Source organism: Rhizobium sp. N122, assembly GCF_002211295.1.
Lineage (GTDB): Bacteria > Pseudomonadota > Alphaproteobacteria > Rhizobiales > Rhizobiaceae > Rhizobium.
This window is the reverse complement of sequence record NZ_LOKU01000006.1, coordinates 46,691-71,052: the sequence shown is the minus strand read 5'-3', so window position 1 is coordinate 71,052 and position 24,362 is coordinate 46,691. Positions and strand designations below refer to the sequence as shown.

Here is a 24,362-nt window from a genome sequence, read left to right as displayed (position 1 = left end):
TCTTTCTAGTCTTCCCCTGTGCATTCCCGATAAAATTCCAAGTTTTTGTATTTTCCATATTGTATATTATTTCGCATATTGCATACTTAAATCACGATGACCAGACGGAAATGGAGACCATGAACGCACCGCGCCACCTCACCCTTCGCGAGCGCATCTACGAGGAAATCGTTCGGCTGATCGTCTCCGGCGAGCTGCCGAGCGGCGTCTCGATCGATGAAAGGGAATTGACCGAACGACTGCAGGTCAGCCGCACACCGTTCCGCGAGGCAATCGGCACGCTCGCCAAGGAAGGGCTGATCGAGATCAAGCCTTATCGCGGCTTCTTCGTGCGCAGCTTCACGCCGAAGGAGATCGATGACCTCTATAATCTGCGCAAGACGCTCGAATGTTTCGCGGTCGAACTCGCCGTTCCGCAGATGAGCGACCGGCACATCGCCGGCTTCGAGCGCATCCTGGACGAGGCGGTGGCGGCACTCCGCCGCGGCGACATGGAAACCTACGGCATTCGCGACAAGGAATTTCACGAGACCATCGCCGAGCTTTCCGGAAGTCTGCCGCTGATCGAAACACTGGCGCGGCTGGCGCTGCAGATCCAAATCTGCCGCTCGATCGCCAATGAGAGCCGCGATCTGGCCGAAAGGGCAGCCGAAGAGCGCGATCAGATCCTGCAGGCTTTCCGGGCGCGCGACATTGCCCGCGCCAAGGCGCTGATGCACGCGCATATCAGTGACGTCCAGCAGGCCGTGATGGCGCGATTCCAGAAGAGCTAGCCAAAGGACATGAAGGAGAGGGAGGTCTCCTTCAACAATCGAAAAACATGGGCCGAAAAACATGGGCCGAGGAGCGGCCCGGAGGAGGGACAATGCTGAAATTTCTTGCCCGCGGCACGGCACTGGCGGCGATGATCGCCGTAAGCTCACCGGCAGATGCCGAAACCCTGAAGATGTGGGGGCCGGAACAGATCACCGAACCGCTGGTCGCTCAGCTCTGGAACGGTATCAAGGCCGATTTCGAAAAGGCCAATCCCGGTGTGACCGTCGAATTCATGCCGCCGACCGGCACGATCAGCAACGGCGCGGTGCAGGCGGCGATCCAGTCGGATGCCGGTCCCGACGTGGTCCTCACCAACTCGGGCATCGGCCGCATCAGCGTCGTCAAGAACGCCAAGCAGGTCATGCCGCTCACCGAGCAATATGAAAAGCGCGGCTGGAAAGACCAGATCTACCCCTGGCTCTACGCCGAGCTGAAGGGCCAGTTCGGCGGCGAGATCTATGAGGTTCCCGATGGTCTCGACGCGCTTGGCATCTGGTACCACAAGGATCTTTTCGCGCAGGCCGGCTGGAAGATCCCGGCGAACTGGAGCGAATTCGAAGCGCTGATGAAATCGATCGAGGAGACCGGCCTGCAGCCTATCGCCATCGGTCCGCGCACAACAGGCAGCGCCGGTCACCTCTTCGGCAACCTGCTGCAATCGGCGAGCGGCAAAGAAGTGATCGGCAAGGCCTTGCGCCGCGAGATCGCCTGGGACGATCCCGCGGTCGCCGCCGGCGCCATCCGGCTGCAGAAGCTGGTCGAAGCCGGCGACATCAAGAAAGAGATGGCGGGCCTCGATCTCGACGGCGCCTCGCGCCTCTGGTTCAACAAACGCGCGGCCATGTTCGTCGCCGGCCCCTGGTTCACCGCCAATGCCCGCAAGGCAGGCTATGACCTCGCCAATGCCGGCTATGCGCCGATGCCTTCCGACATCAAGGGCGCGGCGATGCCGACCGGCGGCGTCGGCTGGAGCTGGCTGGTGCCCGTCAACTCCAAGCAGCCGGAACTCGCGATGAAATGGATCGACTTCATGCTGTCGGACGCGGTGATGAAGAAACGCGCCCAGGATCCGGCAAGCACGATGATCTATCCGCGCGAAATCCCCGGCGTCGAACCTCCGACGCCAGTGCTCAAGGATATCTTCGCGGCCGCGGCCGGCGGCGTGGGCTACAATCCGAGCGTCTATCTGCCGGGCACCGTGCTCGACACCTATTTCCAGGTCATCCAGGGCCTGATCTCCGGCCAGATCGGCGGCGAGGAAGGCATGAAGCAGATCCAGGCCAAAATGGCAGAGGCGAAATAGTGGTCATTCCAGAAACGCCCGGAAGCAAGGTCGTGGCTCCTCTCAGGGATGCACCTGCCGTGGCGGGACATACGGGCGGCCTGTCCGCCCGTATGTCCAAACGCCGGACGGCCAGGTCCGCCTCACCCGACGGCGATGCCGGCACCGCGTTCTGGCTGATGGCGCCGGCGCTCGGCCTCTATGCTGTCTTCACGCTGTTGCCGATCGCCGCCACATTCTGGCTGAGCTTCAACAGCTCGGCCGGGTTCAACACTTCCGCGAGCTTCATCGGCTTCGGCAATTATGCCAAGGCGGCGCATGACCCGATCGTCTGGAAGAGCCTGGTCCATACCTTCGTCTGGCTGGCCTATCACGTGGTGATGGCGGGCGGGCTCGGCCTGCTGCTGGCACTTGCCGTCAGCCGGCTCAGGATCACCCAGGTCTTCTTCCGCACCGCGTTCTTCCTGCCGCATCTGGTGTCGCTGGCCGTGGTCGGCGTCATCTGGGCCAATATCTACGATCCGTTTTTCGGCCTCATGAATACGGCGCTGACGCGGATCGGGCTTGGCGCCTTCACGCAGGGTTGGCTTTCCGATCCGGCGCTGGTGCTCTTTTCCGTCAATCTCGCAAGCTCCTGGCAGGGTTTCGGCCTCTACATGCTGCTCTTCATTGCCGGCCTGCAGAATATCGACCGGTCGCTCTACGATGCGGCTGAGGTGGACGGCGCCAACGGCTTCCAGAAGCTGATCCATGTGACGCTGCCGGGGCTTCGCGAGGTGACGACCTTCGTCGTTTCGCTGGCGATGATCAACGGCCTGAAAGGCTTCGCCACGGTTTTCGTCATGACCAATGGCGGGCCGTTCTACCAGAGCGAACTGGTCACCACCTATATTTACCGGCTTGCCTTCCAGTCCCAGGATCACGGACTTGCGGCAGTGCTCTGCATCCTGCTCAGCCTTCTGGCCATTGCCATCACCATCGTCTTCAACCGCTGGCGCGCGAGGCTTTCCCAATGAGTGTGCGCAATCGCGAATGGCCGGTGGCGCTGGCGCTGACCCCTGTTCTGATCCTGATCCTCGCCCCCTTCGCCTGGCTGCTGGTCTCGAGTTTCAAGACTGAGGCCGAGATCGGCCGGGCCGACCCCTTCACCTGGCCCGCCGACCTGATGTGGCGGAACTATCTGGACGCCTGGCAGATCGGCGGCTTCGGCGACCTCGTCGGCAACAGCATCATCAACCTTGTCGGCGTCGTCGTCCTATCGCTGATCACCTGCGCGCCGGCCGGTTATGCGCTCGCCAAGATCCGCTTTCCCGGCCGGGAATGGCTGTTCTACGCCTTCATCCTCGGCCTCACCGTGCCGGTCCAGGCGATCGTCATCCCGCTCTACCAGGTGCTCTTCGGGCTGAACCTCGTCAACACGCTGGCTGGTATCGTGCTGGTGCAGGTCAGCAACGGCATTCCCTTCGGCATCTTTCTCATGCGGAGCTTCTTCATCGGCGTGCCGGATGATCTGATCGAGGCCGCCAAGATCGACGGCGCATCGCATATCCAGATCCTCACCAAGGTCTTTCTGCCGATCTCGACGCCCGCCGTGCAGGCGCTCGTCATCATCAGCGCGCTCTCCACCTGGAACGATTTCTTCCTGCCGCTGATCGTGCTGATCAGCCCCGAGGTACAGACGCTGCCGCTCGGGTTGGTTCGTTTCGCCAGCACCTATGCTTCCGATTACCGCCTGGTCTTCTCGGGCACCGTCATTTCGTTCCTGCCGATCATTCTTCTCTACATCCTGATGCAGCGCCGCTTCACCGAGGGGCTGACGCAGGGAGCAATTAAGGGCTGACCATGTCGCATCACGTCCAGCGGGAAATCCGCTACAATTTCGAATTCGATCACCGTATCAAGGCCTGCTTCATCGGCGCCGGCGGCCATGCCTACCGCAATGTCTATCCGGCGCTGCGTTATGCCCCGGTCGAGCTTGCCGGCATCTGCGATCTCGATCTTTCCCGCGCCGAAAAATTCGCCAAGCTTTTCGGCGCCGGCAAAGCCTATACCGATCACCGTGATATGCTCGAACAGGAAAGACCGGAGCTGGTCTTTCTCGTCACCGCCTATCATCCCGACGGCCGGGTGCAGGCGACCGACCTGGCGCTCGACGCGCTGGCCGCAGGCGCGCATGTCTGGATGGAGAAGCCGACGGCGGCAAGCCTTGAGGATATCGAAAGGTTGCGGGCGGCAAGTGCCGCGGCCGGCCGCATGGTCATGACCGGGCTCAAGAAGACCTTCTTTCCGACGATCGAGAAACTCAAGGATCTGATCGGCTCGCCCGGTTTCGGCAGGCTGACTTCGATCAATGTCCGTTATCCCCAGAGCCTGCCGAAACCGGAAGAGCGCGACGATCTCGTCAGGATGCAGAGCTTCCTCGATCACATCTATCATCCCGGGGCGATCCTCAATTTCCTCGGCGGCGAGGTCGACCGCGCCAGTTATGAATGGGAAGCGCTGACCGGCGCCACCGTCACCAGCCTGCGCTTCCGCTCCGGCGCGATCGGCACGCTGCACCTGGCCGCCGGCCAATCCGGCGGCAGCATCTTCGAACGGGTCGAGATCATCGGCGAGGGCGCCAACGCCATCGTCGAAAACGGCAGCCGGCTGACTTATTTCCGCAAGGCGGACCTGCCGTCCTATGGCCGCGCCGCAAGCTTCATTCAGCCGGACGAGAATGCGGCGCTCACCTACGAGCCGGAGCATTCGCTCGGCCAGCTCTACAACAATAACCTCTTCTATCTCGGCTATGTGCCCGAGATCCTGCATCTGACCGATGCGATCCTTTCCGGCACATCGATCACCCGGGGCACGCTCGAAATCGCCCGAGAGATCATGAAACTTTTCGAATTCTACCGACGCACGGATGCCGGCGTCACCACCCATCTCTGACCCGGGAGACAGTCTTGAGCGAAACCGACATTATTTTCAGGAAAGCCGGCGGCGAATTCATGCCGACCACATGGGGCGAACTCAACTGGAAGATTACCGGCGACCGCACGCCCGGCACCGAGATGACCTTCGGCACCTGCCGCATTAATCCCGGCGAGCGCAACCAGCTGCACTCGCATCCCGATTGCGAGGAGATTCTCTACGTCGTTTCCGGCCTTTGTGAGCACAAGCTCGGCGACGCCCTTTACCGGCTCGAAGCCGGCGACGCGATCCGCATTCCCCGCAATGTCCGCCATTGGGCGCGCGCGCTTGGCACCGAACCGCTCTTCGCCCTGATCATGTTTTCCTCCGGCACCAGGACGGCGGTCAATCATGAAGGCGAAGGCGCGGCCTGAGCGTAGTCTGAGGAAAATATCATGGCGTCGATCGCGCTTCACAACATCCGCAAATCCTACGGCACTCTGCCTGTCATCCACGGCGTCGACGTCGATATCGACGATGGCGAATTCATCGTGCTGGTCGGCCCTTCCGGCTGCGGCAAGTCCACACTGCTGCGCATGATCGCCGGCCTCGAAACGATCTCGGAAGGCCGGCTTTCAATCGATGGCCGAATGGTCAACGAGCTGCCGTCGAAGGAACGGGACATCGCCATGGTGTTCCAGAGTTACGCGCTCTATCCGCATCTGACGGTGGCCGAAAATATGGGCTTCTCGCTGAAGCTGCGCGGCACGGCCCGGGACGAGATCGGCCGCCGCGTACAGTCCGCCGCCAGAATCCTGGCGCTCGAACCTTATCTCTATCGCCATCCGCGCCATCTCTCGGGTGGTCAGCGCCAGCGTGTCGCCATGGGCCGCGCCATCGTGCGCGATCCGAAAGTGTTTCTCTTCGACGAGCCGCTTTCCAATCTCGACGCCAAACTGCGGGTTGCCATGCGCGCCGAGATCAAGGAACTGCACCAGCGGCTGAAGATCACCACCGTCTATGTCACCCACGACCAGACCGAGGCGATGACCATGGCCGATCGCATCGTCGTGATGCGTGACGGCATCGTCGAGCAGATCGGAACGCCTTTGGAAATCTACGACCGCCCGGCGACCACCTTCGTCGCCGGTTTCATCGGCATGCCGGCGATGAACCTGCTCAAGGGCCGTATCCAGGCCGACGCCCCCTCGATCTTCCGCAGCGACAGCGGCGTCGCCATGCCGCTATCGCTGCGTCCCGGCACGGCCGATCCCGGCGAGGAACTGATCTACGGCATCAGGCCGGAACAGTTCGTCATCGCCGAGGAGGGCACACCGGCGAAGATCGTCGTCGTCGAGCCGACTGGGGCAGAGACACAGGTTGTCGCCCGGATCGGCGAAGAAAATGTCAATATGCTGTTTCGCGAGCGTATCGCGATAAAGCCCGGCGACACGATCCGCTTCACCTTGCGTGCGGCCGGCGAACATCTGTTTTCGGCCGCGACGGGCAGGCGCCTTTCCGAAGCGAGCGCCTGACGCTGTCGTTTTCTTCAGCTTTGCCAAGACTCTGACGATTGCGTGAAACAGCTCTGACACCTGTGACAAACCCTCATCGCCTCTGCTATGTCAGGAAAAATGCAGGCTGCCCAACGAGGCGCCGTGCTCGATCCGACCAATGCCCGGAGTTTGAAAGATGAGCGGTTCTTCCGATTATATCCCCCCGAAGGTCTGGACCTGGAACAAGGCGAATGGCGGCCAGTTCGCCAGCATCAATCGCCCGATCGCAGGGCCGACGCATGAGAAGGAGCTTCCGATCGGCCGTCATCCGCTGCAGCTTTATTCGCTCGGCACGCCGAACGGCCAGAAGGTCACCATCATGCTCGAGGAGTTGTTGGCGCTTGGCCATGGCGGTGCCGAGTACGACGCCTGGCTGATCAGGATCGGCGATGGCGACCAGTTCGGCAGCGGCTTCGTCGCTGTCAATCCCAACTCGAAAATCCCGGCGCTGATGGATCGCAGCGGCGAAACGCCGATCCGCGTCTTCGAATCCGGGGCCATCCTCACCTATCTCGCCGAAAAGTTCGGCGCCTTCCTGCCGATCGAGCCGGCGGCTCGCGCCGAATGCCTGTCATGGTTGTTCTGGCAGATGGGCAGCGCCCCCTATCTCGGCGGCGGCTTCGGCCATTTTTATGCCTATGCCCCGACGAAGATCGAATATGCCATCGACCGCTTCGCCATGGAGGTGAAGCGCCAGCTCGACGTGCTCGATCGCCGCCTCGCCGAAAGCGAATATCTGGCAGGCAGCGATTATACGATCGCCGACATTGCCGTCTGGCCGTGGTATGGCGGGTTGGTCAAGGGCTGGACCTACGGGGCAGCCGAGTTCCTGCAGGTCGAGGACTATAAGAGCGTGCTGCGCTGGGCCGACGCGATCTTCAGCCGTCCGGCGGTGCAGCGCGGCCGGATGGTCAACCGCCTCTCCGGCGACCCTTCGAGCCAGTTGCACGAGCGCCACGACGCCAGCGACTTCGACACCAGGACGCAGGACAAGCTCGCGGCCGCCGAGTAAGCAAGCGGCACGTGTCGCAGCCATAAACGATGCTCCGCCGCCTTTACGGCGACGGAGCATTTGCACGCTGCCGGAACTTAGTTCTTCACAGTATCCTCCAGGAAAAACCGGCCGAGCGGGTTCTGGTAGAAGTTCTCGATATTCTTGCGCGAGACGTTGATATAGGGGCTGTAATAAAGGTCGATCCAGTTGACGTCGTCCTTGGCCATCTTCTGCAGATCGACATACATCGCTTCGCGCTTCTTCGGGTCGAGCTCGAGACGGGCCTTGGCGACGAGCTCCTTCACCGCCTCGTTCTTGTAGTTGGTCGCATAATTGTTGTTGGAATCGTGGCCGAGCACGAAGGTGGTCTTCTGGTCCGGATCGAGAATGTCGTTGGTCCAGTAGTTGACCGAGACGTCATAGTCGCCGGCAACGATCATGTCCCATTCCTGGCTCGGATCGACCTTCTGCAGGTTGGCGGTGATGCCGGCCTTCTGCAGCTGCTGCTGCACCAGCACGGCCGTCTGTTCGTCGACTTCGTCGCCGGCGCGCACCAGATAATTCAGCGTCAGGTCGGAAGCGCCGGCCGCGGCCAGCAACTCCTTGGCCTTGGCGGGATCATAAGGTCGCTGCAGATTATCGGCGTAATAATAGAGAGCCCCCTTCGGAATGTAGGAATTGGCGACCGTGCCCTGGCCGAAGGTGACGGTATCGACGATTGCCTTCTTGTCGATCGCCAGATCCAGCGCCTGGCGGACTTCCTTCTTGCCGAGTGCGCCATGCGCATGGTTGATCAGCAGATGATCCTCACGGGTGGAAGCGTCGATATCGACGTTGAGGTTCGGGTCCTTCTTCAGTTCCTCGACGCGGGAAAAAGGCACGAAGATCGCCGCATCCAGTTCGCCGGCCTGGACATTCAGCATGCGGGTATTGTCGTCGGGCACCGAGATCCACTCGACGCCGTCGAGCTTGACGCGGTCGGCCTGCCAGAAATTCGGGTTCTTCTTCAGGATGACCCGGTCGCCGCGCCGCCATTCGTCGACGGTGAAGGCGCCAGATGCGATCGGCTTTTCGCCATAGGCGTCGGACCCGAGCGATTCCATGCCCTTCTTGGAGATGACGGAGGCATTCGGCAGCGCCAACGTCGACAGGAACGGCGCGGACGGATTCTTGAGCTTGATCGTCAGCGTATGCGCGTCGGTCGCGACCGCCGTGTCGATCACCTTGTAGGAATCGCTCCACAGCGAGGCGGCATCGTCGCGGATACGCAACAGGCTGTAGGCCGCATCCTCCGCCGTCAGCGGCGAACCGTCGGAAAATTTCGCGTCACGGATCTTGAGGGTGTAGGACAGCCCGTCATCCGAAGCGGTCCAGCTTTCGGCAAGGCCCGGCTCCAGCTTGGTGCCCGTCTTGTCGACGCGGATCAGCACGTCGTAGACGTTGGAGAACACCCAGTTGTCGATGTTCTGGGCTGTCTTGATCGGATCGAACGTCGTCGAATCCTCGCGGCGGCCGATGGTGAGCACACCGGCGGCCTCGGCATAGCTCGCGCTGAGCGTCAGGCCGGCGAGCAAGGCTGCGAGCCCGATTGATTTCCACCTGTTTGTCATGAATTCGTTCCCTTCGTTGTTATGGCATGCGTTTGATGGATTGGAGCGATTGCCGATCGTCCTTACCGCCGGCGTCTTGCAGCAGCGGCTTGTCAGGATCGATGTCGGGAATGGCGGCGATCAGCGACGCCGTATAGGCATGTCTCGGCCGCGCAAAGACCTCTTCGGATCGGCCTTGCTCGACGATCTCACCGCGATACATCACGACGACGCGTTCGCAGAGGTTGCGGACGATCGCCAGATCATGGGCGATGAAGATCAGCGTGAGGTTCATCTTCGCCGTCAGTTCACGGAAGAGCTCGACGATCTGCGCCTGGATGGTGACGTCGAGGGCGGCGACGCATTCGTCGGCGATGATCAGCTTCGGGTCGACGGCGAGCGCGCGGGCGATGCCGGCCCGCTGGCACTGGCCGCCGCTCATGCTGCGCGGTTTGCGGCCGGCGAATTCGCGGTCGAGGCCGACCAGATCGAGCAGTTCGCCGATCCTTGCCGGAATATCGGCCTTCGCCACCTTGCCCTGTACTTTCAGCACTTCGGCGAGCATCTGCCCGATCGTCAGCCGCGGATTGAGCGCATTGTAGGGATCCTGGAAGACCATCGCCGTCTCGCGCCTGAGTTTTGCGAGGCCGGCGCTTTTCTGCAGGGCGAGATCGACGCCGTCGAACGTGACGTGGCCGGAGGAAAGCCGCGTCAGGCCGAGCACGGCGCGGGCAAGCGTGCTCTTGCCGCTGCCGGATTCCCCGACAATGCCGACAGTCTCGCCGGGCATGATCTGCAGGCTGACGCCGGCCACGGCGCTGACCGTCCTGGCGCCGCCTTTGAACCGGCTGCCGCCGGCGCTAAAACGCACGTGGAGATCGTCGATTTCGAGCAATGGCCTCGCCGGCCGGCTGGCCTCGGCAATGTCCAGCGGCGGCGCTGATATCTCGCCCGGCAGGGAAGGGTGGCTGTTGATCAGGTTGATCGTATAGGGGTGCTGCGGCCGCGCCAGGATCGTCCGCTTCGGCCCCTCTTCGATGAGCTTGCCGCCGCGCAGCACGGCGATGCGGTCGCAGGTCTGGGCGACGATGCCGAGATCGTGAGTGATCAGAATGATCGACAGGCCGCGCCGGTCGCGAATCTCCAGCAATAGCCGCAGGATCTGCGCCTGGATGGTCACGTCGAGCGCCGTCGTCGGCTCGTCGGCGATCAGGATCTTCGGGTTGCAGGACAGCGCCACGCCGATCATCGCCCGCTGCCGCATGCCGCCGGAAAATTCGTGCGGATAGCTGTCGTACTGGCGCTTCGGATCGGGAAAGCCGACCTGCGCCAGGATCTCCGTTGCGGCAGCGCGGGCCTCGCGGGCACCGATGCCCTGGTGATAGCGGATGCCCTCGGCGATCTGATCGCCGATCCGCATCACCGGGTCGAGATGGCTGGTCGGGTTCTGGAAGATCATGCCGATCTCGCCGCCGCGCACCTGCAGCATCTCGCCGTCGCCGATCCGCATCAGGTCGCGCCCGTCGAGCAGCACGCTCCCGCTTTCGATCTTCAGCCGCGAGGAGGGCAGCAGGCGCACCAGCGACCGGCAGAACAGGCTTTTGCCCGAGCCGCTCTCGCCGACGAGACCGAGGATCTCGCCTTTGCCGAGATCGAGCGAGACCGCATCGAGCAGCGTGCGCGGCCCGGAATCGAGATGGGCGCGGACGGTGAGATCACGGACGGAGAGCACGGCGCCGCTCATTCATGCACCCCCAGCAATTCGCCGAAAGCATCCCCCAGCATGCTGAAGCCGAAGGCAAGGCAGACGATGGAGAGGCCGGGAAACAGCGTGATCCACCAGGCGGTGGTGATGAAACTCTGCCCTTCCGCGACCATGACGCCCCATTCGGCGATCGGCGGCTGAACGCCGAGGCCGAGATAGCTGACGGCGGCGCCGCTGAGCAGCACCAGCGTCGCATCGGACATCGAAAAGACGATCGAACCGGCGATCGCGTTCGGCAGCAGGTGGCGGAACATGATGCGCGAGCGGCTGAAGCCGAGACTGACGGCGGCAACGGCATAATCGCTGCTTTTCAGCACCAGCATCTGCGCCCGGATCAGCCGTGCATAGGAGACCCAGCCGACCAGCGCCATGGCGATGTAGAAGCTGCCGAGGCCGGGGCCGAGGATGGCGATGATTGACAGCATCAGCACGAGGAAGGGGAAGGCGAGAATGATATCGACGAGGCGCATGAACAGCGCATCGACGATGCCGCCGAAGAAGCCGGCGATCGTGCCCACGATCGTGCCGATCAGAAAGGGGAAGATGACGCCGATCAGTGCCATCTGCAGGTCGAGGCGCGCGCCCCAGATGACGCGGGAGAGAATATCGCGGCCGAAATTGTCGGTGCCGAACGGATGCAGCAAGGAAGGCGCCTGCAGGCGCACCTCGGCGTTCTGCAGGATCGGGTCGTAAGGCGCGATAACAGGCGCGGCGATCGCCAGCAGCACGAAGAACAGCAGCAGGCCGGCCCCGACGGCAAGCATCGGCCGCCGGCCGAAGAGCCGGCGCCAGGCGGGGGCAGGGGCGATCGCCTCGATGCTCATAGCGTCACCCTGGGATCGACGGTGACGGTGACGATGTCGGCGATAAAATTGATGAGCACGGTGGCGCAGGCAAAGACCATGGCGACGCCCTGGACCACCATGTAGTCGCGCGAAAAGATCGCCCTGACGAGCAGCTGCCCCATGCCGGGCAGCGCAAAGACGGTCTCGACCACGACGCTGCCGCCGATCAGCCAGCCGATATTGACGGCAAGCAGGTTGATCGTCGGCACCAGCGAATTCGGCAGCACATGCCGCCAGAAGACGATCCCCTCTGGCATGCCGCGGGCGCGCGCCGCGGTCGCCACATCCGATTTCAGCTGCTCGATCATCGCCGCCCGCAGGCTGCGCGTCAGCACGGTCGAGAGCGACAGGGCGACCGTCAGGCTCGGCAGCACCAGATGCGACAGCTTCTCGCCGATCGTCGCGCCATAGCCCGAAACCGGCAGCACGCCGAGTTCGACACTGAACAGGATGATCAGCATCAGCCCCAGCCAGAAGGGCGGGAAACCGATGCCGAGGGTCGAGACGATGCGCACCGCATGGTCCGGCGCCCGGCCGGCATTGCGCGCGGCGATCGCCGCCATCGGCACCGCGATCAGGACCGACAGCACGACGCTGGAGACGACGAGCGCCAGCGTCGGCTCGATGCGGGTGACGATCAGCTTCAGCACGTCGATCTTGTAGAGGATCGATTTGCCCATCTCGCCATTGGCGAGATTCTTGAGGAAATAGAGATATTGCAGCCACATCGGCTGATCGAGGCCGTATTGGGCGCGTATGCTGGCAAGGGCTGCCGGCGTCGCGCGCGTGCCGAGGATGTTGCGTGCAGGATCGCCGGGGATCAGCCGGACCAGAATGAACGTGATGACGCTGATGCCGAAAATGACCGGCAGGAACTGGAGCGGCCGCGTCAGAACGAATTTATAGCGATGCATGACGGCGATCGCCCCTCTGTCTTCCTCGGGTTTGAGCCGCTTTCATCTGCATCAGGCTGCCTTGTGCCGGGCGAGGAAACCGAGAAGCGCCGGATAATAGTCCTGCGGGTTCTCATAAAACGGCATGTGGCTGGCATTGGCAAATAGCTTGAGCTCGGCATTCGGCAGCGCAAGCTTCATCCTCAGCGCACAGGCCGGCGTCAGCTCGTCATGCTCTCCCGTCGTGATCAGCACCGGCAGCGTCAGCCGCGGCAGATCGGCGATGCGATTCCAGTCCTTGAGGTTGCCGGTATAGAGAAATTCGTTCGGCCCCTGCATGGTCGCATAGGGCGCCATGTTCCAATCGTCGAGCGAGCGGCGCACCGGCGCCGGCCATTCCGGCAGACGGCAGACATGGCGGTAGTTGAGAATGGTGACGGCAGCGAGATATTCCGGGTGATCGTAGGTCCCCTGCGCCTCGTGTTTCTGCATCATCGAAACGGTCTCGGGACCGAGCGCTGCACGCAGCCGTTCCAGTTCCGAGATCAGATGCGGCATGTCGGCGACGGTGTCCTCAAGGATCAGCGTCTTCAAATTCTCTGGATAGGTCAGTGCATAGTCGATCGCCAGCCACCCGCCCCAGGAGTGCCCGAGCATGTGGACCGTGCCGAGCCCCAGCGCCTTGCGCACGGTCTCCGTCTCCTCGACGTAACGCCCGATCGTCCAGAGCGAAAGATCGTCCGGCCGGTCGGAGGCGCCGGTGCCGAGCTGATCGAAAGCGACGACGCGATAGCCCTTGTCGACAAGACAGGAATGCGCCTCGCGCAGGTAATCGCAGGGCAGACCCGGTCCGCCGTTCAGGCAGAAAACCGTCTCGCTGCCGCTTCCGAAGCTGTAGGCAACGACGCGATAGCCATCGACATCGATCTCGAATCGCTCGTCCGGCTGTATTTCCCGCCACATTGATCGCTCCGGCAGAAGGTTTCACTTGCTCAATATTTGGGCGTGGTTAATTTTTTACCGCAAATCGCGTTCCGTGCCAGCTATAAGAAGTGATAGGGTCGGGCACCACGTCGAAACCGGAGCAGCCATGCTTGACGATATCGGAACGATCAGACGGCAGTTCACCGCGCATGAAACGCTGGACGGCCGGATCGACCAAGCCTTCGAGGCCATGCAGCGGATCGGCTTCGAGGCGCTGATCTACGACTATACGCCGGTGCCCTACGATCTCGACGGCGCGATCATGATACCGTCGCTGCTGAAGCTCAGGAACATCTCGGACGACATGCACGACTATTGGTTCGATCGCGGTTATTTCCGCATCGATCCGGTGCAGCAGGTGGCGCTGCGCACCTCGGCGCCGTTCTTCTGGAACTACGATACGAATGCCGACACGCCGATCAATCGCTTCATGAACGACGATACCGCGCCGGTGACGCGCTATCTGAGCGAACGCGACATGTCGACCGGCGTCACCGTGCCCGTTCACATGCCACGCGGCGACTATGCGACCGTCACCGGTATCCGCTTCGGTGGAAACAACGATTTCGAACGGCATGCATTGCGCTATATCGCCGACTTCAACCTGCTGGCCCATGTCTTCCACGAGACCGCCTATCCGCTTTTCGACATACGCGCAAAGAGCGTCGGCACGATTCGCCTGACCGAGCGGGAACGCGAATGTCTGCGCCATTCGGCGGAAGGCCATTCCGCCAAGGAAATTTCCCGCATCATCGGCCGTTCGGTGCCGACCGTCGTGATGCATCTGAACGCCGCGGCAAAGAAACTCGGCGCCCGCAACCGCACCCAGGCCGTGGTGCGCGCCACCCATTACCGCCTGCTCGAAGACCGGCCGACCCAGGCCTGGCCACCCTATAACTTGTGATAGCTGCCGTCACCACGACCGTCGCGTTATGGTCTCCGACTGACGAAAGATGGAGACGCCTGTGACCGAAGTCGCGACCACCGAAGCCTACCTGCCGTTTCGCGACTATCGCACCTGGTATCGCATCACCGGCTCGCTGGAGAGCGGCAAGCTGCCGCTCGTCGTCGCCCATGGCGGGCCTGGCTGCACGCATGATTATGTCGATTCCTTCAAGGATATCGCCGCCCTCGACGGCCGCCCGGTCATCCATTACGACCAGCTCGGCAACGGCAATTCCACCCGGCTTCCCGAAAAGGGCCCGAAGTTCTGGACGGTCGACCTCTTTCTCGAAGAGCTGAACGCGCTGCTTGCTCATCTCGGCATCCAGCATCGTTATGCCTTTCTCGGCCAGTCCTGGGGCGGCATGCTCGGCGCCGAACATGCGGTGCGCCGGCCGCAAGGCCTGAAGGCGCTCGTCATCGCCAATTCGCCGGCCAACATGCATACATGGGTTTCGGAAGCGAACCGGCTGAGGCGAGAACTGCCGAAAGAGGTGCAGGATACGTTGCTGCAGTACGAACAGGCGGGAAGCCTGACCGATCCGGATTATATCGCCGCTTCGCGCGTCTTTTATGACCGCCATGTCTGCCGGGTGGTGCCGTGGCCGCCGGAAGTGGCGCGGACCTTCGCGATCATGGACGAGGACAACACCGTCTACCGCAACATGAACGGACCGACCGAATTTCACGTCATCGGCACGATGAAGGACTGGACGATCGAGAACAGGCTCGACCGCATCGAAGCCCCGACGCTGCTGATCTCGGGAAAATACGACGAGGCGACACCCCTGGTGGTAAGGCCCTATCTCGAACGCGTCCCCGGCTGCGAATGGGTGCTGTTCGAAAATTCCAGCCATATGCCGCATGTCGAGGAAAAGCAGCTTTGCCTGGCCACCGTTTCCGGCTTTCTGTCGCGGCACGATTGAGAAAAGCGCTGCCGGTCGCGGCGACCGCCTATCGACGAACCAGCCATTTCTTGGCGACGCGGCAGGCCATCGTATAGGCCGGATCGAAGACGTTGCCGACATCGTAATGCACCACTTGGCCCAGCAGATGGCTTGCCGCCGTCCTGTCGAGGCCGTAATCCGAGGCCAGCCAAGTCAGCATTTCGCTGGTCGCATGTTGAAGCGCCTGATCGAGGGGACGGGCATTGCCGATGGTGAAGATGTCTTCCGCGGTTTCGCCGCGTGGCCAGACCAGCCCGGCCTTCTTTTCCACCGTCAGCCGCACGGTGACTTCAAATGTGGTCTCGATGCCGGTGCCGACGATCTCGCCATCCCCTTGCACGGCATGGCAGTCGCCGAGAAAGAACAGAGCGCCGGGAGCCGATACCGGGAAACGAACGGTCGAGCCGGGACCGAATAGCCGATAGTCCATGTTGCCGCCATATTCACCGCTGGTCGCGGTCGATATCGCCTGGCCGAGGCTGGGCGCCACGCCGAAACAGCCGATCATCGGGGCGAGCGGCAGAACGAAATTTTCCAGGCCTGCAACCGGCTCGGAAAGCCGGACGGTCAAGGCCTCGCGGTCGATCGCCCAGATGGCGATATCGCGCGGCGGCAGGTCACGCACCGTCTCGGGATCGACCACGTTGGCGGCGACGATGCTGCGGGTAAACCCCGTGTCCCTGGTCGGGATCATGCTGACGATCTCGACCTTCAGCGCATCCCCGGGCTCGGCACCTTCCACGAAGATCGGGCCGTTCATGGGATTGCCGCGGGGCGCCTGCCTGACGCCGTCCTTGTCATGCCCGGCGGCATCCAGCGTCTCCGTGACCACCGTGTCGCCACTGGCGATATGCAGCGCCGGCGGAAGCGAGCCGATAACATTGTGAAAGGTCGTCGGGATGAAGCGGTGCGTGGTCATGAGAATACAGCTCTCGCTCGTTTCGAATGCCATGAGGCCGCAGCGGGGCCGCCCGGCGGAGAGTCGCGACTAGATCAGAGATTATCTGCGAAGCCAACACGCCCGAGAGCATGTTATCTGATCTTGCCATTCCTCCTCCGAATACTATATGTAGGTAAGTACCTACATGGAGATGCGTTATGAACGTGACAAGTCTTTCCAGCCGCGAACTCAATCACGATGTGAGCAGGGCAAAGAAGGCGGCGCAAAATGGTCCGGTCATCATTACGGATCGTGGGAAGCCATCCCATGTGTTGATGACGTATGACGAATTCGAGCGTCTCACCGGCAAGCGCCGCAGCCTTATCGATGCTCTCTCCATGCCTGGTTTGTCGGATATCGACTTCGACCCGCCTCGTGTAGAGATCGCCCCGCGCGGGGTCGATCTATCCTGAAATATTTGCTGGATACCAATGTAGTTTCCGAATTGCGGAAGGTCGGAGACGGCAAGGCCGTTGCCAATGTCGTTGCCTGGGCCGGCGCGCAAGATACGCCGAGCTTATGCATCTCCGCCATCACCATCCTGGAACTGGAGCGTGGAATACTCGGCGTGCAGCGCCGCGATGCGGCGCAGGGCGCTCGCCTGCGTGCGTGGCTGGAAAATCAGGTGCGGCCGGCATTCGCCGGCCGTATCCTGTCGATCGACGACGCGATCGCCACACGCTGCGCGCATCTGCATATTCCGGATCGGCGCAACGAAGCCGATGCCCTGATTGCCGCAACCGCCTTGGTTCTCGGGTTGACCGTGGTTACGCGCAATGTCCGGGATTTCGAAGGCGCGGGCGTTGTCGTGCTGGATCCGTGGCAAGGTTGATGCCTTAGAACAGCATGATTTTAGGCCCGGTCGGCCTAAAATCTGAATCCTGTTCTCAATTAAGGAGTTAGAGCATGATGTCGTCCGAAAACCGCTCACACTTTTCGGCATCACGCTCTAGCGCCCGGTCATGGCAGCTGGTGGATGGTGACCTCAGGAACGACGTCCCGCGCGATCTCGCAGAGATGCCAGTGATGCGTGAGGTAGATGACCTGTCCGACATTCGCCATTGCGCCGAGCAGGCGGAAAACCTCTTCGGAGCGAGGATTGTCGAAGCTCTCCATAATGTCGTCGGCGACGAAGGGCACGGGCCGGCGAAGGGCTGCGAATTCCTCATAGCCTGCAAGGCGAAGCGCCAGATAGAGCTGGAACTGCGTGCCGGTCGACATCGCGTCCGCAAGCTTCGAGCCGCCGTCACGTGATACGCCGATCAGTATTTCCTTGTCCCGATCGGGCTGGGTCGTCAGGCCGGAATAGTTGCCCCCGGTGATCAGGTGAAAGGCTTCCGATGCGCGGTTCATCATCGAGCTGCGATGTTTTTCGCGATAAATGTGCAGCGCCTGTTCGGCCGCGAGCGTGCCGGCGCGCAGCGTCAGATGCCGCACCGCCAGTTCCTCTATTTCGAGGAAGATGGTTCGGCGCTTGGCCTCGATCCTAGCCACTGCGTCATCGCCGCCGACGGCCTCGAGCTTCTGCCGCGCCAACGACACGTCGGAATAGAGAAGCTTCGCCCGTTCGGTGAGATCTTCGATCCGCGCGGCAAGCTCCATCGCATCGCGCTCGACGGCATCGGCGTCGATTTCGGCAAGGCGTCGTTCGGCTTCGGAAAAGCTCGTCGCGCGCAATGCCTCGGTGATCTGGTGGCGCAGGGTGGAGGCCCGCTCCTCCAGCCGGTCCCGCTCCCGGGCCTGATTCAGGAATACCTCAACTGAGGCAAGCGAGTCCGTGCCGAAATAGCCGGTCAGTTCGTTCTTACGGGCGTTGTGAACGGCCAGGTCTTCTTCCAGCGCTCGTCGTTTCTCCAATTGTTTTTCGCGATCCGCCTGCCGGTCTGCCCGAAGCTGAGCCGCATGGCGGGCTGCCTCATGGCGTTGTGCGAGCGCATTGGCGGAGGCGAGCGTATCGGATGCCGCGCGGCTGAGGCCGCAATCTGCGAGAAGACCGGCAATATCGCCACGGAATTGCTCTTGGTCGCGCTCCATCGCGGCAACGCGGCTGGCGAGGTCATCCCGTTCCTTCAGGATGGCGGGCACCGTGCCAAGCGCGTTCAGCATGGCGCGGACGGCAGCCATCGAGCCGGCCTTGTCGGCAAACCAGGCTCGCGACAACGCCTCCGCCCATTCCCGGTCCCAGGCCGCCATGATGGCTTCCGCCTCCTGCTGGTCGCGCTCGCGCTCCCTGAGATCATGGCTGAGATCGCCGATTGCCTTCTCTTGCGCCTGCCGCGCCGCCCGCTCGGCTTTGGCGGCGGCGAGCATATCATTGGCGGCCTGCATCAGGCCGGCAACCGGCAGATCGTCGGCGTCACGATGGCCGGCATCCACAAGGCTCGCTGCAAGCGTCGCGGCATGGCTGTCCAGTTCACCGCGAAGCATGTCCGCCGCGTCTTCGGCCCGCTGTAGATCGTCCCAGGCAGCCAGCGCCGCGGCGCGTTTGATGCTCCATGCGTCGAGTGCTGCAATGCGCGCCGCAGCTTCGGCGTCATATTCGATTGCCTCGGGCAGCAGGCCACGGATGCGCTCGGCGAGCGCATCATGTTCGGCGCGCGCCTCGGCAAGCAATTCCTTTTGCCGTTCGACCGCCGCTGCCGTTACCGCTTCCGTCTGGCGGAGTTGCCGCAGATCCGCCAGCTCCTGCGCCCGCGACAGCCGGCCGGCGGACACCACGTCGTCCTGCCGCATCCGCTCCTCGAATGTCCGGGCCGTCGCCGCATCCAGGCTGGTGAGATGCGCCTGCCAGGCGGCATCGCGTTCATCGCGCAGCCTCACGGCCTCGGCATCATCGATCGAACCGCCAGCGACGAAGGCGGCGATCCGGGCTCTGATCAGCGTCTGTTCGGTGCCGAGATCGCGCAGCCGCGCCTCGTGATCCCCGATCCGCTTGTCGATAGCAGTCGCCTGGCCACGCCAGGCCTCGATCTGCCGAGGCTCCGCCGCGCTCGTCAATTGCAAGGCCGCGGCGTCGCCGGTCCAGGGTGCGAGTTGGGCGAAGTGGTGCGCCTGCACTCGCTTCGCCTGGACAAGGGAACGTTCTTCCATGGTCAGCCGCACGGCGAGATCGGACCCGGTCAGCCGGCCGAGGGCGGCCTCGATGCGGCCAAGCCGCGCGGGATCGAGCACTGCGGCTCCGTTTTGCGAGCCGTCTTCCTGGCCCAGTCTTTCGAGATTCTCTCGCGCCCGCACCAGCTCCCGACCCGCGGCAGCCAGTTTCGCCTCAACGCCGGAACGCCGCTCGATGAGGTCGCGGATGGTGCCGATCAGCGAGGCGGGCAGCAGCAGCGCCTCGGGCGTCGTATGGCCCGGCTGCTCGAGATCGGCGAGCAGCCGCACCAGCACGCCTTCCTGTTCGGCCAGCGCCAGCCGGCGTTTCGGCAGGTCGCTTTCAGCCGCGAGATAACGCGCCCGGCCCTGATCCAGCAGGTCCATATGCGCGGCGACCGCCAGTGCCTTGTCGTCGATCGCGATCGCCTCGATCTCGTCGGCAAGCTGCTGCAGCGTACGGTCGGCGGTTTCGACAAGCGCCTGCAGCCGCGTCTCGTCGCGGAAAAGCTGCGGCAGCAGGGTGAACCATTCGGATGGCGGCCGCGGCAGATCGCCCAGGCCGGCCGCATCAGTGTCCAGCCGCCGGAGTTCCAGTGCCGCGGGCAGGGCGCCGAGAAGGCGCGTCAGCTGCTGATGCCGAGCCTTGGCCTCGGCCAGTTCCAGCGTGGTCCCGGCATAGGCGGTCTCGGCCTGCTCGTGGGTCGATTTCAGGGCCGAATAGGTGGAGGCAAGCGTGTCGATGGCACTGCGCTCGGCCTTCAGCGCTTCGAGCGCGCGTTTGTGTTCCGCGAGCTTCGTGCTCGACGACCGCTTCTTGTAGATCACATTGGCTTCGTCGGCGGCCGTCACCAGCGAACGGCTGAGGCCCGCGAGGCCGGAGCTTGCCGAGAACAGCAACTCGCCGAGTTCGCCCTTGCTTTGTATGATGGCGTTGCCGCCTTCCTTGAGCGACTGGTCGTCGAGCGAGAACATGGTGCGATAGGCCTCGCGGCCGATGCCGCCGAGCGCGCCGGCGAGCAGCGCCTCGTTCACGGCTTGCCCCCGATCGTCGACGAGGCTGCCGGTCCGCAATTTGAGCCGCGCCAGTTCGTATTCCGCATCATCGAATTCCAGCCGCGCGCCGACCTTCATCGTGTTGTAGGGATGCAGGAAATTGTAGGTGCTGCGCTCGCCTATGCCGTAGAGCAGATCGAGATAGGCGGCAAAGGTGGTCGACTTGCCCGCTTCGTTTAGGCCGTAGACGATATGCAGGTCGGGCGAGCCCTGACGGGCCGGACCGAAATCGATCGAGTGGTCGGTGAATTTGCCATAGCGGGTGAGGTCGAGGCGGCGCAGGCGCATCAGCTTTCCCCCCGGTCCGCAGCCTTCATCCGGGCGGCGATGTCCTCGGCGCCGTTGGCAAGAAGGTTGTCGATGAAACGTTCGAAGCCCGCCTCGTCATGCCCGGCAAAGGCTCGGCTCTCGGCCGGCAGGTCGGCGAGCAGGTCCCGAACCATCTCCCTGATATCGTCGCGAAAGCCGCTGTGGGCGATCACTTCGTCCCGCATCAGCGCAGCCAGCCCCACGACGGGATCGGCTGCAGAGGCGTCTGCAAGGGTCGAGTGCGCTTCGAAGGCAAGCTCCAGCTTCTCGATCCAGGTCCGGCCGATGAGATCGCCGCGCTGCTCGGCTTCCGCCTGCATGAGGTCGATATCGCGGCGAAGCTGCCAGGAGAGCGGCGTGCGGCCGGAAAGCCGGAGGCGGGCGACGAGGTGCGGCGAGGCGGTACGGTCGCGCTGCGCTGCGAGCGCCGCTTCGATCGCCATGGCCGCATCGCGCCAATCATCGACGCCGGTGAGGTCGACATCGACGCGCTCGAACTGCGCGATGCTGGTGCGCCGCTCCTCGACCGTCACCGTCCGATCGTCGGCCACGGTCACCAGCGACACCGTCTTGACGCCCGACTCATTGATGTCACGGCCCTGCGGCATGCCAGGCATGATGATCGTCGCCGCGCCGGGATGCTGGCTGCGCTGGTGGAGATGGCCAAGCGCCCAGTAATCGAATCCCGAGGCATGAAGGTCGAGCACGTTGCAGGGCGCATAGACGTCGTGGCCGGCTGATCCGGCGAGGCTCGTATGCATGATGCCGATATTGACGGCACCCGCCACCGGCGGCTTGAATTTCGGCAGCAGCGGGTCCGGCGCATGGGGCTTGGCGAAGCTCATGCCGTGGATCGCCACCGACAGGCTGCCTTTCGTCGCCTCCACGGTTTCGGCGTGGCCGCCGAAGATCTTCACCGTATCGGGCATCACCAGCTCCCTGGCGATCTTCGACATCGCATCGTGATTGCCGCGGATCTTGAAGACGCAAATCCCCGCGCGATGCAGCCGCTCCATCTGGCTTGCCAGGAAGCGCGCCGTCTTCATCGAAGTCTGCTCGCCGTCATAGAGATCGCCGGCGATGACGAGCGCATCGACCTCTTCTTCAAGGCACAGATCGACGATCGCCACCAACGCCTGCCGGCTGGCGTCGCTCACGAGATCGGCCAGCTCGGCGTTGCGAAGCGCCAGCGACCGCAGGGGAGAATCGAGATGGAGATCGGCAGTGTGGACGAAACGATAAGCCATGAATGCAGAATCGTGTTGCGATAGGATGGTGTAACAGGTGCGGTCCGACCGATATTCGTGCGGTCGTTGTCACCTGGCCGTAAACATCGGAATATGGAGCACGCGTCCAAGAGGCGCGAGCGAAATGGGCCTGGCAAACCGACCCATCCACAGTCAATGTTGCGCGGCCAGCGCCGGTACCGCAGCCAATGCCCTGCTGTCTGAGCCGATCGGCGACCAGCATGAGGAGGTAGAGCAGGCAAGCTCTTGTTCCATAACAAGTCTTATGCCGTTTTGTTACGTTATAACTTACCATACAAGGCTGACAGCACGCTTATCGAGGATCGCCCTTTTCCTGGCCTCTCCCCGCGGCACGGAACTTGATGGTTTGCTGCAGCTTGAAACTCATTGTATTTGTCCTGTCGACAAGAGGAGTTTTTATGCCCGACATCGACCCCGGTTCTCTTCCCGAACGCAAACGCGGCTCCGGCGTGAAAATGGTCTACGACCTGCTGCGCGATGAGATACTCGACCTCAAGCTCGCCCCCGGCAGCCCGATCGACGAGGTGCAGTTGGCGGAGCGGTTCAAGATGTCGCGGACACCGATCCGCGAAGCGCTGGTGCGCCTCGCCGGTGACGGGCTGATAGAAACGCTGCCGAACCGCTCGACCATGGTGTCGAACATCGACTTTCTCAATCTCAGCACCTTCTTCGACGCCCTTGTTCTTATGTACCGGGTAACGACGCGGCTGGCGGCGCAGAACCATCGCCTCGAAGATCTGCCTGTTATCCGTGGCTTCCATCAGGACTATTCGGCGGCAATCGAAGCGCGCGACACGCTGGCGATGATCGCGACCAACGCCGCCTTACACGCCGCCATCGCCGAGGCCGGGCGCAACCCCTATTTCACCGGGCTTTTTCGCCGGCTGCTCGATGAAGGCCGGCGCATTCTCCGGCTTTATTACCAGTCCTACGACGAACGTTTCCCCCGGCAGTTCGTCGATGAACATGCCGAGATCATTGCCGCGATCGAGGCACGCGATGTCGAGGAGGCCGATCGTCTCGGCAAGGTTCACGCCGAACAGATCGTCGCCCAGGTGCAGAAGCTTTTCAGCCGCACCGGCAAGCTCGACATAGCGCTATAACAGATCTTGTATTTTTCTTGTCGACAAACAGAACGCAGGATGTTATCTCCATCCGCGAACAGGTCGGCGACCTTTGCCGATCCAGCCTCGCCTAGCGCTGAAGGAGATCGACATGAAGGCCACAATTTTTTCCGGCGTCATTCCCGCCCTGATGACGCCCTGCAAGGACGACCGGACGCCGGACTTCGACGCACTGGTGCGCAAGGGCAAGGAACTGATCGAAAAAGGCATGTCCGCCGTCGTCTATTGCGGCTCGATGGGGGACTGGCCGCTGCTGTCGGATGAACAGCGCATGCAGGGCGTAGAGCGTCTGGTCAAGGCCGGCATTCCGGTCATCGTCGGCACCGGCGCCGTCAACACCGCCTCTGCCGTCGCGCACGCCGCGCACGCTGAGAAGGTCGGTGCCCAGGGCCTTATGGTGATCCCACGCGTCCTGTCGCGCGGCACGGTCGTTGCCGCCCAGAAGAACCACTTCAAGGCGATCCTTTCGGCTGCCCCGAACCTGCCGGCCGTCATCTACAACAGCCCCTATTACGGCTTTGCCACCCGCGCCGATCTGTTCTTCGCGTTGCGCCAGGAGCACAAGAACCTCGTCGGCTTCAAGGAATTCGGCGGCGCGGCCGAAATGCGCTACGCGGCCGAAAACATCACCAGCCGCGACGATGACGTCTCGCTGATGATCGGCGTCGACACCTGCGTCTTCCACGGCTTCGTCAACTGCGGCGCCGTCGGCGCGATCACCGGCATCGGCTGCGTGCTGCCGAAGGAAGTCATCCACATGTGCAACCTCGCCCAGGCTGCGGCGGCCGGCGATCCGGATGCCCGCCAGCGTGCGCTGGAACTGGAATCGGCGCTTGCCGTGCTCTCCTCCTTCGACGAAGGCCCGGATCTCGTTCTCTATTTCAAGCACATGATGGTGCTGAAGGGCGACAAGGAATACACGCTGCACTTCAACGAGACGGATGTGCTCTCCGAAAGCCAGCGCGGCTATGTCGAAGCCCAGCTGAAGCTGTTTGACACCTGGTACGCAGGGTGGAGCAAGCTGCCGGGCGCCGTGCAGAGACATAAAGCCTCGGCATAATCCGTCG

The 24,362-nt window shown here is 62.7% G+C and carries 22 protein-coding genes; 14 read left to right on the top strand and 8 right to left on the bottom strand.

The window, feature by feature from the left end; genetic code table 11:
- Positions 1-119: 119 nt before the first annotated feature.
- The 8 genes from ATY75_RS06080 (at position 120) to yghU (ending at position 7,561) form a co-directional block, all read left to right on the top strand.
- On the top strand, positions 120-773 hold the full coding sequence (locus ATY75_RS06080) for a GntR family transcriptional regulator (RefSeq protein ID WP_088936833.1): 654 nt from the start codon (positions 120-122) through the stop codon (positions 771-773).
- Between the two features lie 92 nt (positions 774-865).
- Positions 866-2,119, top strand: coding sequence for an extracellular solute-binding protein (locus tag ATY75_RS06075; protein ID WP_088936832.1), 1,254 nt, complete (start codon positions 866-868; stop codon positions 2,117-2,119).
- 59 nt (positions 2,120-2,178) lie between these two features.
- The gene (locus tag ATY75_RS06070) at positions 2,179-3,114 is read left to right on the top strand and encodes a sugar ABC transporter permease (RefSeq protein WP_088936915.1); all 936 of its coding nucleotides are present in this window, start codon (positions 2,179-2,181) and stop codon (positions 3,112-3,114) included.
- Positions 3,111-3,938 (top strand): carbohydrate ABC transporter permease, encoded by an 828-nt coding sequence (locus ATY75_RS06065; protein WP_088936831.1) that lies wholly within the window; start codon positions 3,111-3,113, stop codon positions 3,936-3,938. The genes ATY75_RS06070 and ATY75_RS06065 overlap by 4 nt, the downstream gene beginning before the upstream one ends.
- Positions 3,939-3,940: 2 nt before the next feature.
- Positions 3,941-5,032, top strand: a complete 1,092-nt coding sequence (locus ATY75_RS06060; protein ID WP_088936830.1) for a Gfo/Idh/MocA family oxidoreductase — start codon at positions 3,941-3,943, stop codon at positions 5,030-5,032.
- 14 nt (positions 5,033-5,046) lie between these two features.
- Complete coding sequence (locus tag ATY75_RS06055) at positions 5,047-5,427, top strand: cupin domain-containing protein (RefSeq protein ID WP_088936829.1); 381 nt, start codon at positions 5,047-5,049, stop codon at positions 5,425-5,427.
- 21 nt (positions 5,428-5,448) lie between these two features.
- Positions 5,449-6,528, top strand: coding sequence for a sn-glycerol-3-phosphate ABC transporter ATP-binding protein UgpC (ugpC, locus tag ATY75_RS06050; protein WP_088936828.1), 1,080 nt, complete (start codon positions 5,449-5,451; stop codon positions 6,526-6,528).
- A 157-nt stretch (positions 6,529-6,685) separates the two neighbouring features.
- Complete coding sequence (yghU, locus tag ATY75_RS06045; protein WP_088936827.1) at positions 6,686-7,561, top strand: glutathione-dependent disulfide-bond oxidoreductase; 876 nt, start codon at positions 6,686-6,688, stop codon at positions 7,559-7,561.
- Positions 7,562-7,638: 77 nt separating this feature from the next.
- On the opposite strand, the gene ATY75_RS06040 is transcribed toward yghU, so the two are convergent.
- The 5 genes from ATY75_RS06040 to ATY75_RS06020 are packed head-to-tail and all read right to left on the bottom strand — an operon-like array spanning position 7,639 to position 13,598.
- Positions 7,639-9,153, bottom strand: coding sequence for an ABC transporter substrate-binding protein (locus ATY75_RS06040; protein WP_088936826.1), 1,515 nt, complete (start codon positions 9,151-9,153; stop codon positions 7,639-7,641).
- A gap of 19 nt (positions 9,154-9,172) precedes the next feature.
- Complete coding sequence (locus ATY75_RS06035; RefSeq protein WP_088936825.1) at positions 9,173-10,876, bottom strand: ABC transporter ATP-binding protein; 1,704 nt, start codon at positions 10,874-10,876, stop codon at positions 9,173-9,175.
- Complete coding sequence (locus ATY75_RS06030) at positions 10,873-11,721, bottom strand: ABC transporter permease (RefSeq protein ID WP_088936824.1); 849 nt, start codon at positions 11,719-11,721, stop codon at positions 10,873-10,875. Before ATY75_RS06030 ends, ATY75_RS06035 begins: the two co-directional genes overlap by 4 nt.
- Positions 11,718-12,656, bottom strand: a complete 939-nt coding sequence (locus tag ATY75_RS06025) for an ABC transporter permease (protein ID WP_064842030.1) — start codon at positions 12,654-12,656, stop codon at positions 11,718-11,720. Before ATY75_RS06025 ends, ATY75_RS06030 begins: the two co-directional genes overlap by 4 nt.
- Before the next feature lie 51 nt (positions 12,657-12,707).
- The gene (locus tag ATY75_RS06020; RefSeq protein ID WP_088936823.1) at positions 12,708-13,598 is read right to left on the bottom strand and encodes a proline iminopeptidase-family hydrolase; all 891 of its coding nucleotides are present in this window, start codon (positions 13,596-13,598) and stop codon (positions 12,708-12,710) included.
- Between the two features lie 127 nt (positions 13,599-13,725).
- On the opposite strand from ATY75_RS06020, the gene ATY75_RS06015 reads away from it, so the two are divergent.
- Positions 13,726-14,523, top strand: coding sequence for a LuxR family transcriptional regulator (locus tag ATY75_RS06015; protein WP_088936822.1), 798 nt, complete (start codon positions 13,726-13,728; stop codon positions 14,521-14,523).
- A 61-nt stretch (positions 14,524-14,584) separates the two neighbouring features.
- Positions 14,585-15,487: a proline iminopeptidase-family hydrolase gene (locus ATY75_RS06010; RefSeq protein WP_088936914.1), complete on the top strand. Its 903-nt coding sequence runs from the start codon at positions 14,585-14,587 to the stop codon at positions 15,485-15,487.
- A gap of 28 nt (positions 15,488-15,515) precedes the next feature.
- Here ATY75_RS06010 and ATY75_RS06005 read toward each other — a convergent pair whose 3' ends face one another.
- A complete protein-coding gene (locus ATY75_RS06005) occupies positions 15,516-16,427 on the bottom strand; it encodes an acetamidase/formamidase family protein (protein ID WP_088936821.1) in 912 nt (303 codons plus the stop codon).
- A 179-nt stretch (positions 16,428-16,606) separates the two neighbouring features.
- On the opposite strand from ATY75_RS06005, the gene ATY75_RS06000 reads away from it, so the two are divergent.
- Together ATY75_RS06000 and ATY75_RS05995 are read left to right on the top strand one after the other, a co-directional pair.
- Positions 16,607-16,861, top strand: a complete 255-nt coding sequence (locus ATY75_RS06000) for a type II toxin-antitoxin system Phd/YefM family antitoxin (protein WP_064842023.1) — start codon at positions 16,607-16,609, stop codon at positions 16,859-16,861.
- Positions 16,858-17,280, top strand: coding sequence for a type II toxin-antitoxin system VapC family toxin (locus tag ATY75_RS05995; RefSeq protein ID WP_088936820.1), 423 nt, complete (start codon positions 16,858-16,860; stop codon positions 17,278-17,280). The genes ATY75_RS06000 and ATY75_RS05995 overlap by 4 nt, the downstream gene beginning before the upstream one ends.
- A gap of 128 nt (positions 17,281-17,408) precedes the next feature.
- Here ATY75_RS05995 and ATY75_RS05990 read toward each other — a convergent pair whose 3' ends face one another.
- Together ATY75_RS05990 and ATY75_RS05985 are read right to left on the bottom strand one after the other, a co-directional pair.
- Positions 17,409-20,882 carry an AAA family ATPase gene (locus ATY75_RS05990; protein WP_088936819.1) on the bottom strand — a complete coding sequence of 1,158 codons (3,474 nt, stop codon included), beginning with the start codon at positions 20,880-20,882 and terminating at the stop codon, positions 17,409-17,411.
- Positions 20,882-22,150: a DNA repair exonuclease gene (locus ATY75_RS05985; protein WP_088936818.1), complete on the bottom strand. Its 1,269-nt coding sequence runs from the start codon at positions 22,148-22,150 to the stop codon at positions 20,882-20,884. The genes ATY75_RS05990 and ATY75_RS05985 overlap by 1 nt, the downstream gene beginning before the upstream one ends.
- A gap of 419 nt (positions 22,151-22,569) precedes the next feature.
- On the opposite strand from ATY75_RS05985, the gene ATY75_RS05980 reads away from it, so the two are divergent.
- The gene (locus ATY75_RS05980; RefSeq protein ID WP_088936817.1) at positions 22,570-23,274 is read left to right on the top strand and encodes a GntR family transcriptional regulator; all 705 of its coding nucleotides are present in this window, start codon (positions 22,570-22,572) and stop codon (positions 23,272-23,274) included.
- A gap of 112 nt (positions 23,275-23,386) precedes the next feature.
- Complete coding sequence (locus ATY75_RS05975) at positions 23,387-24,355, top strand: dihydrodipicolinate synthase family protein (RefSeq protein ID WP_088936816.1); 969 nt, start codon at positions 23,387-23,389, stop codon at positions 24,353-24,355.
- Positions 24,356-24,362 lie beyond the last annotated feature (7 nt).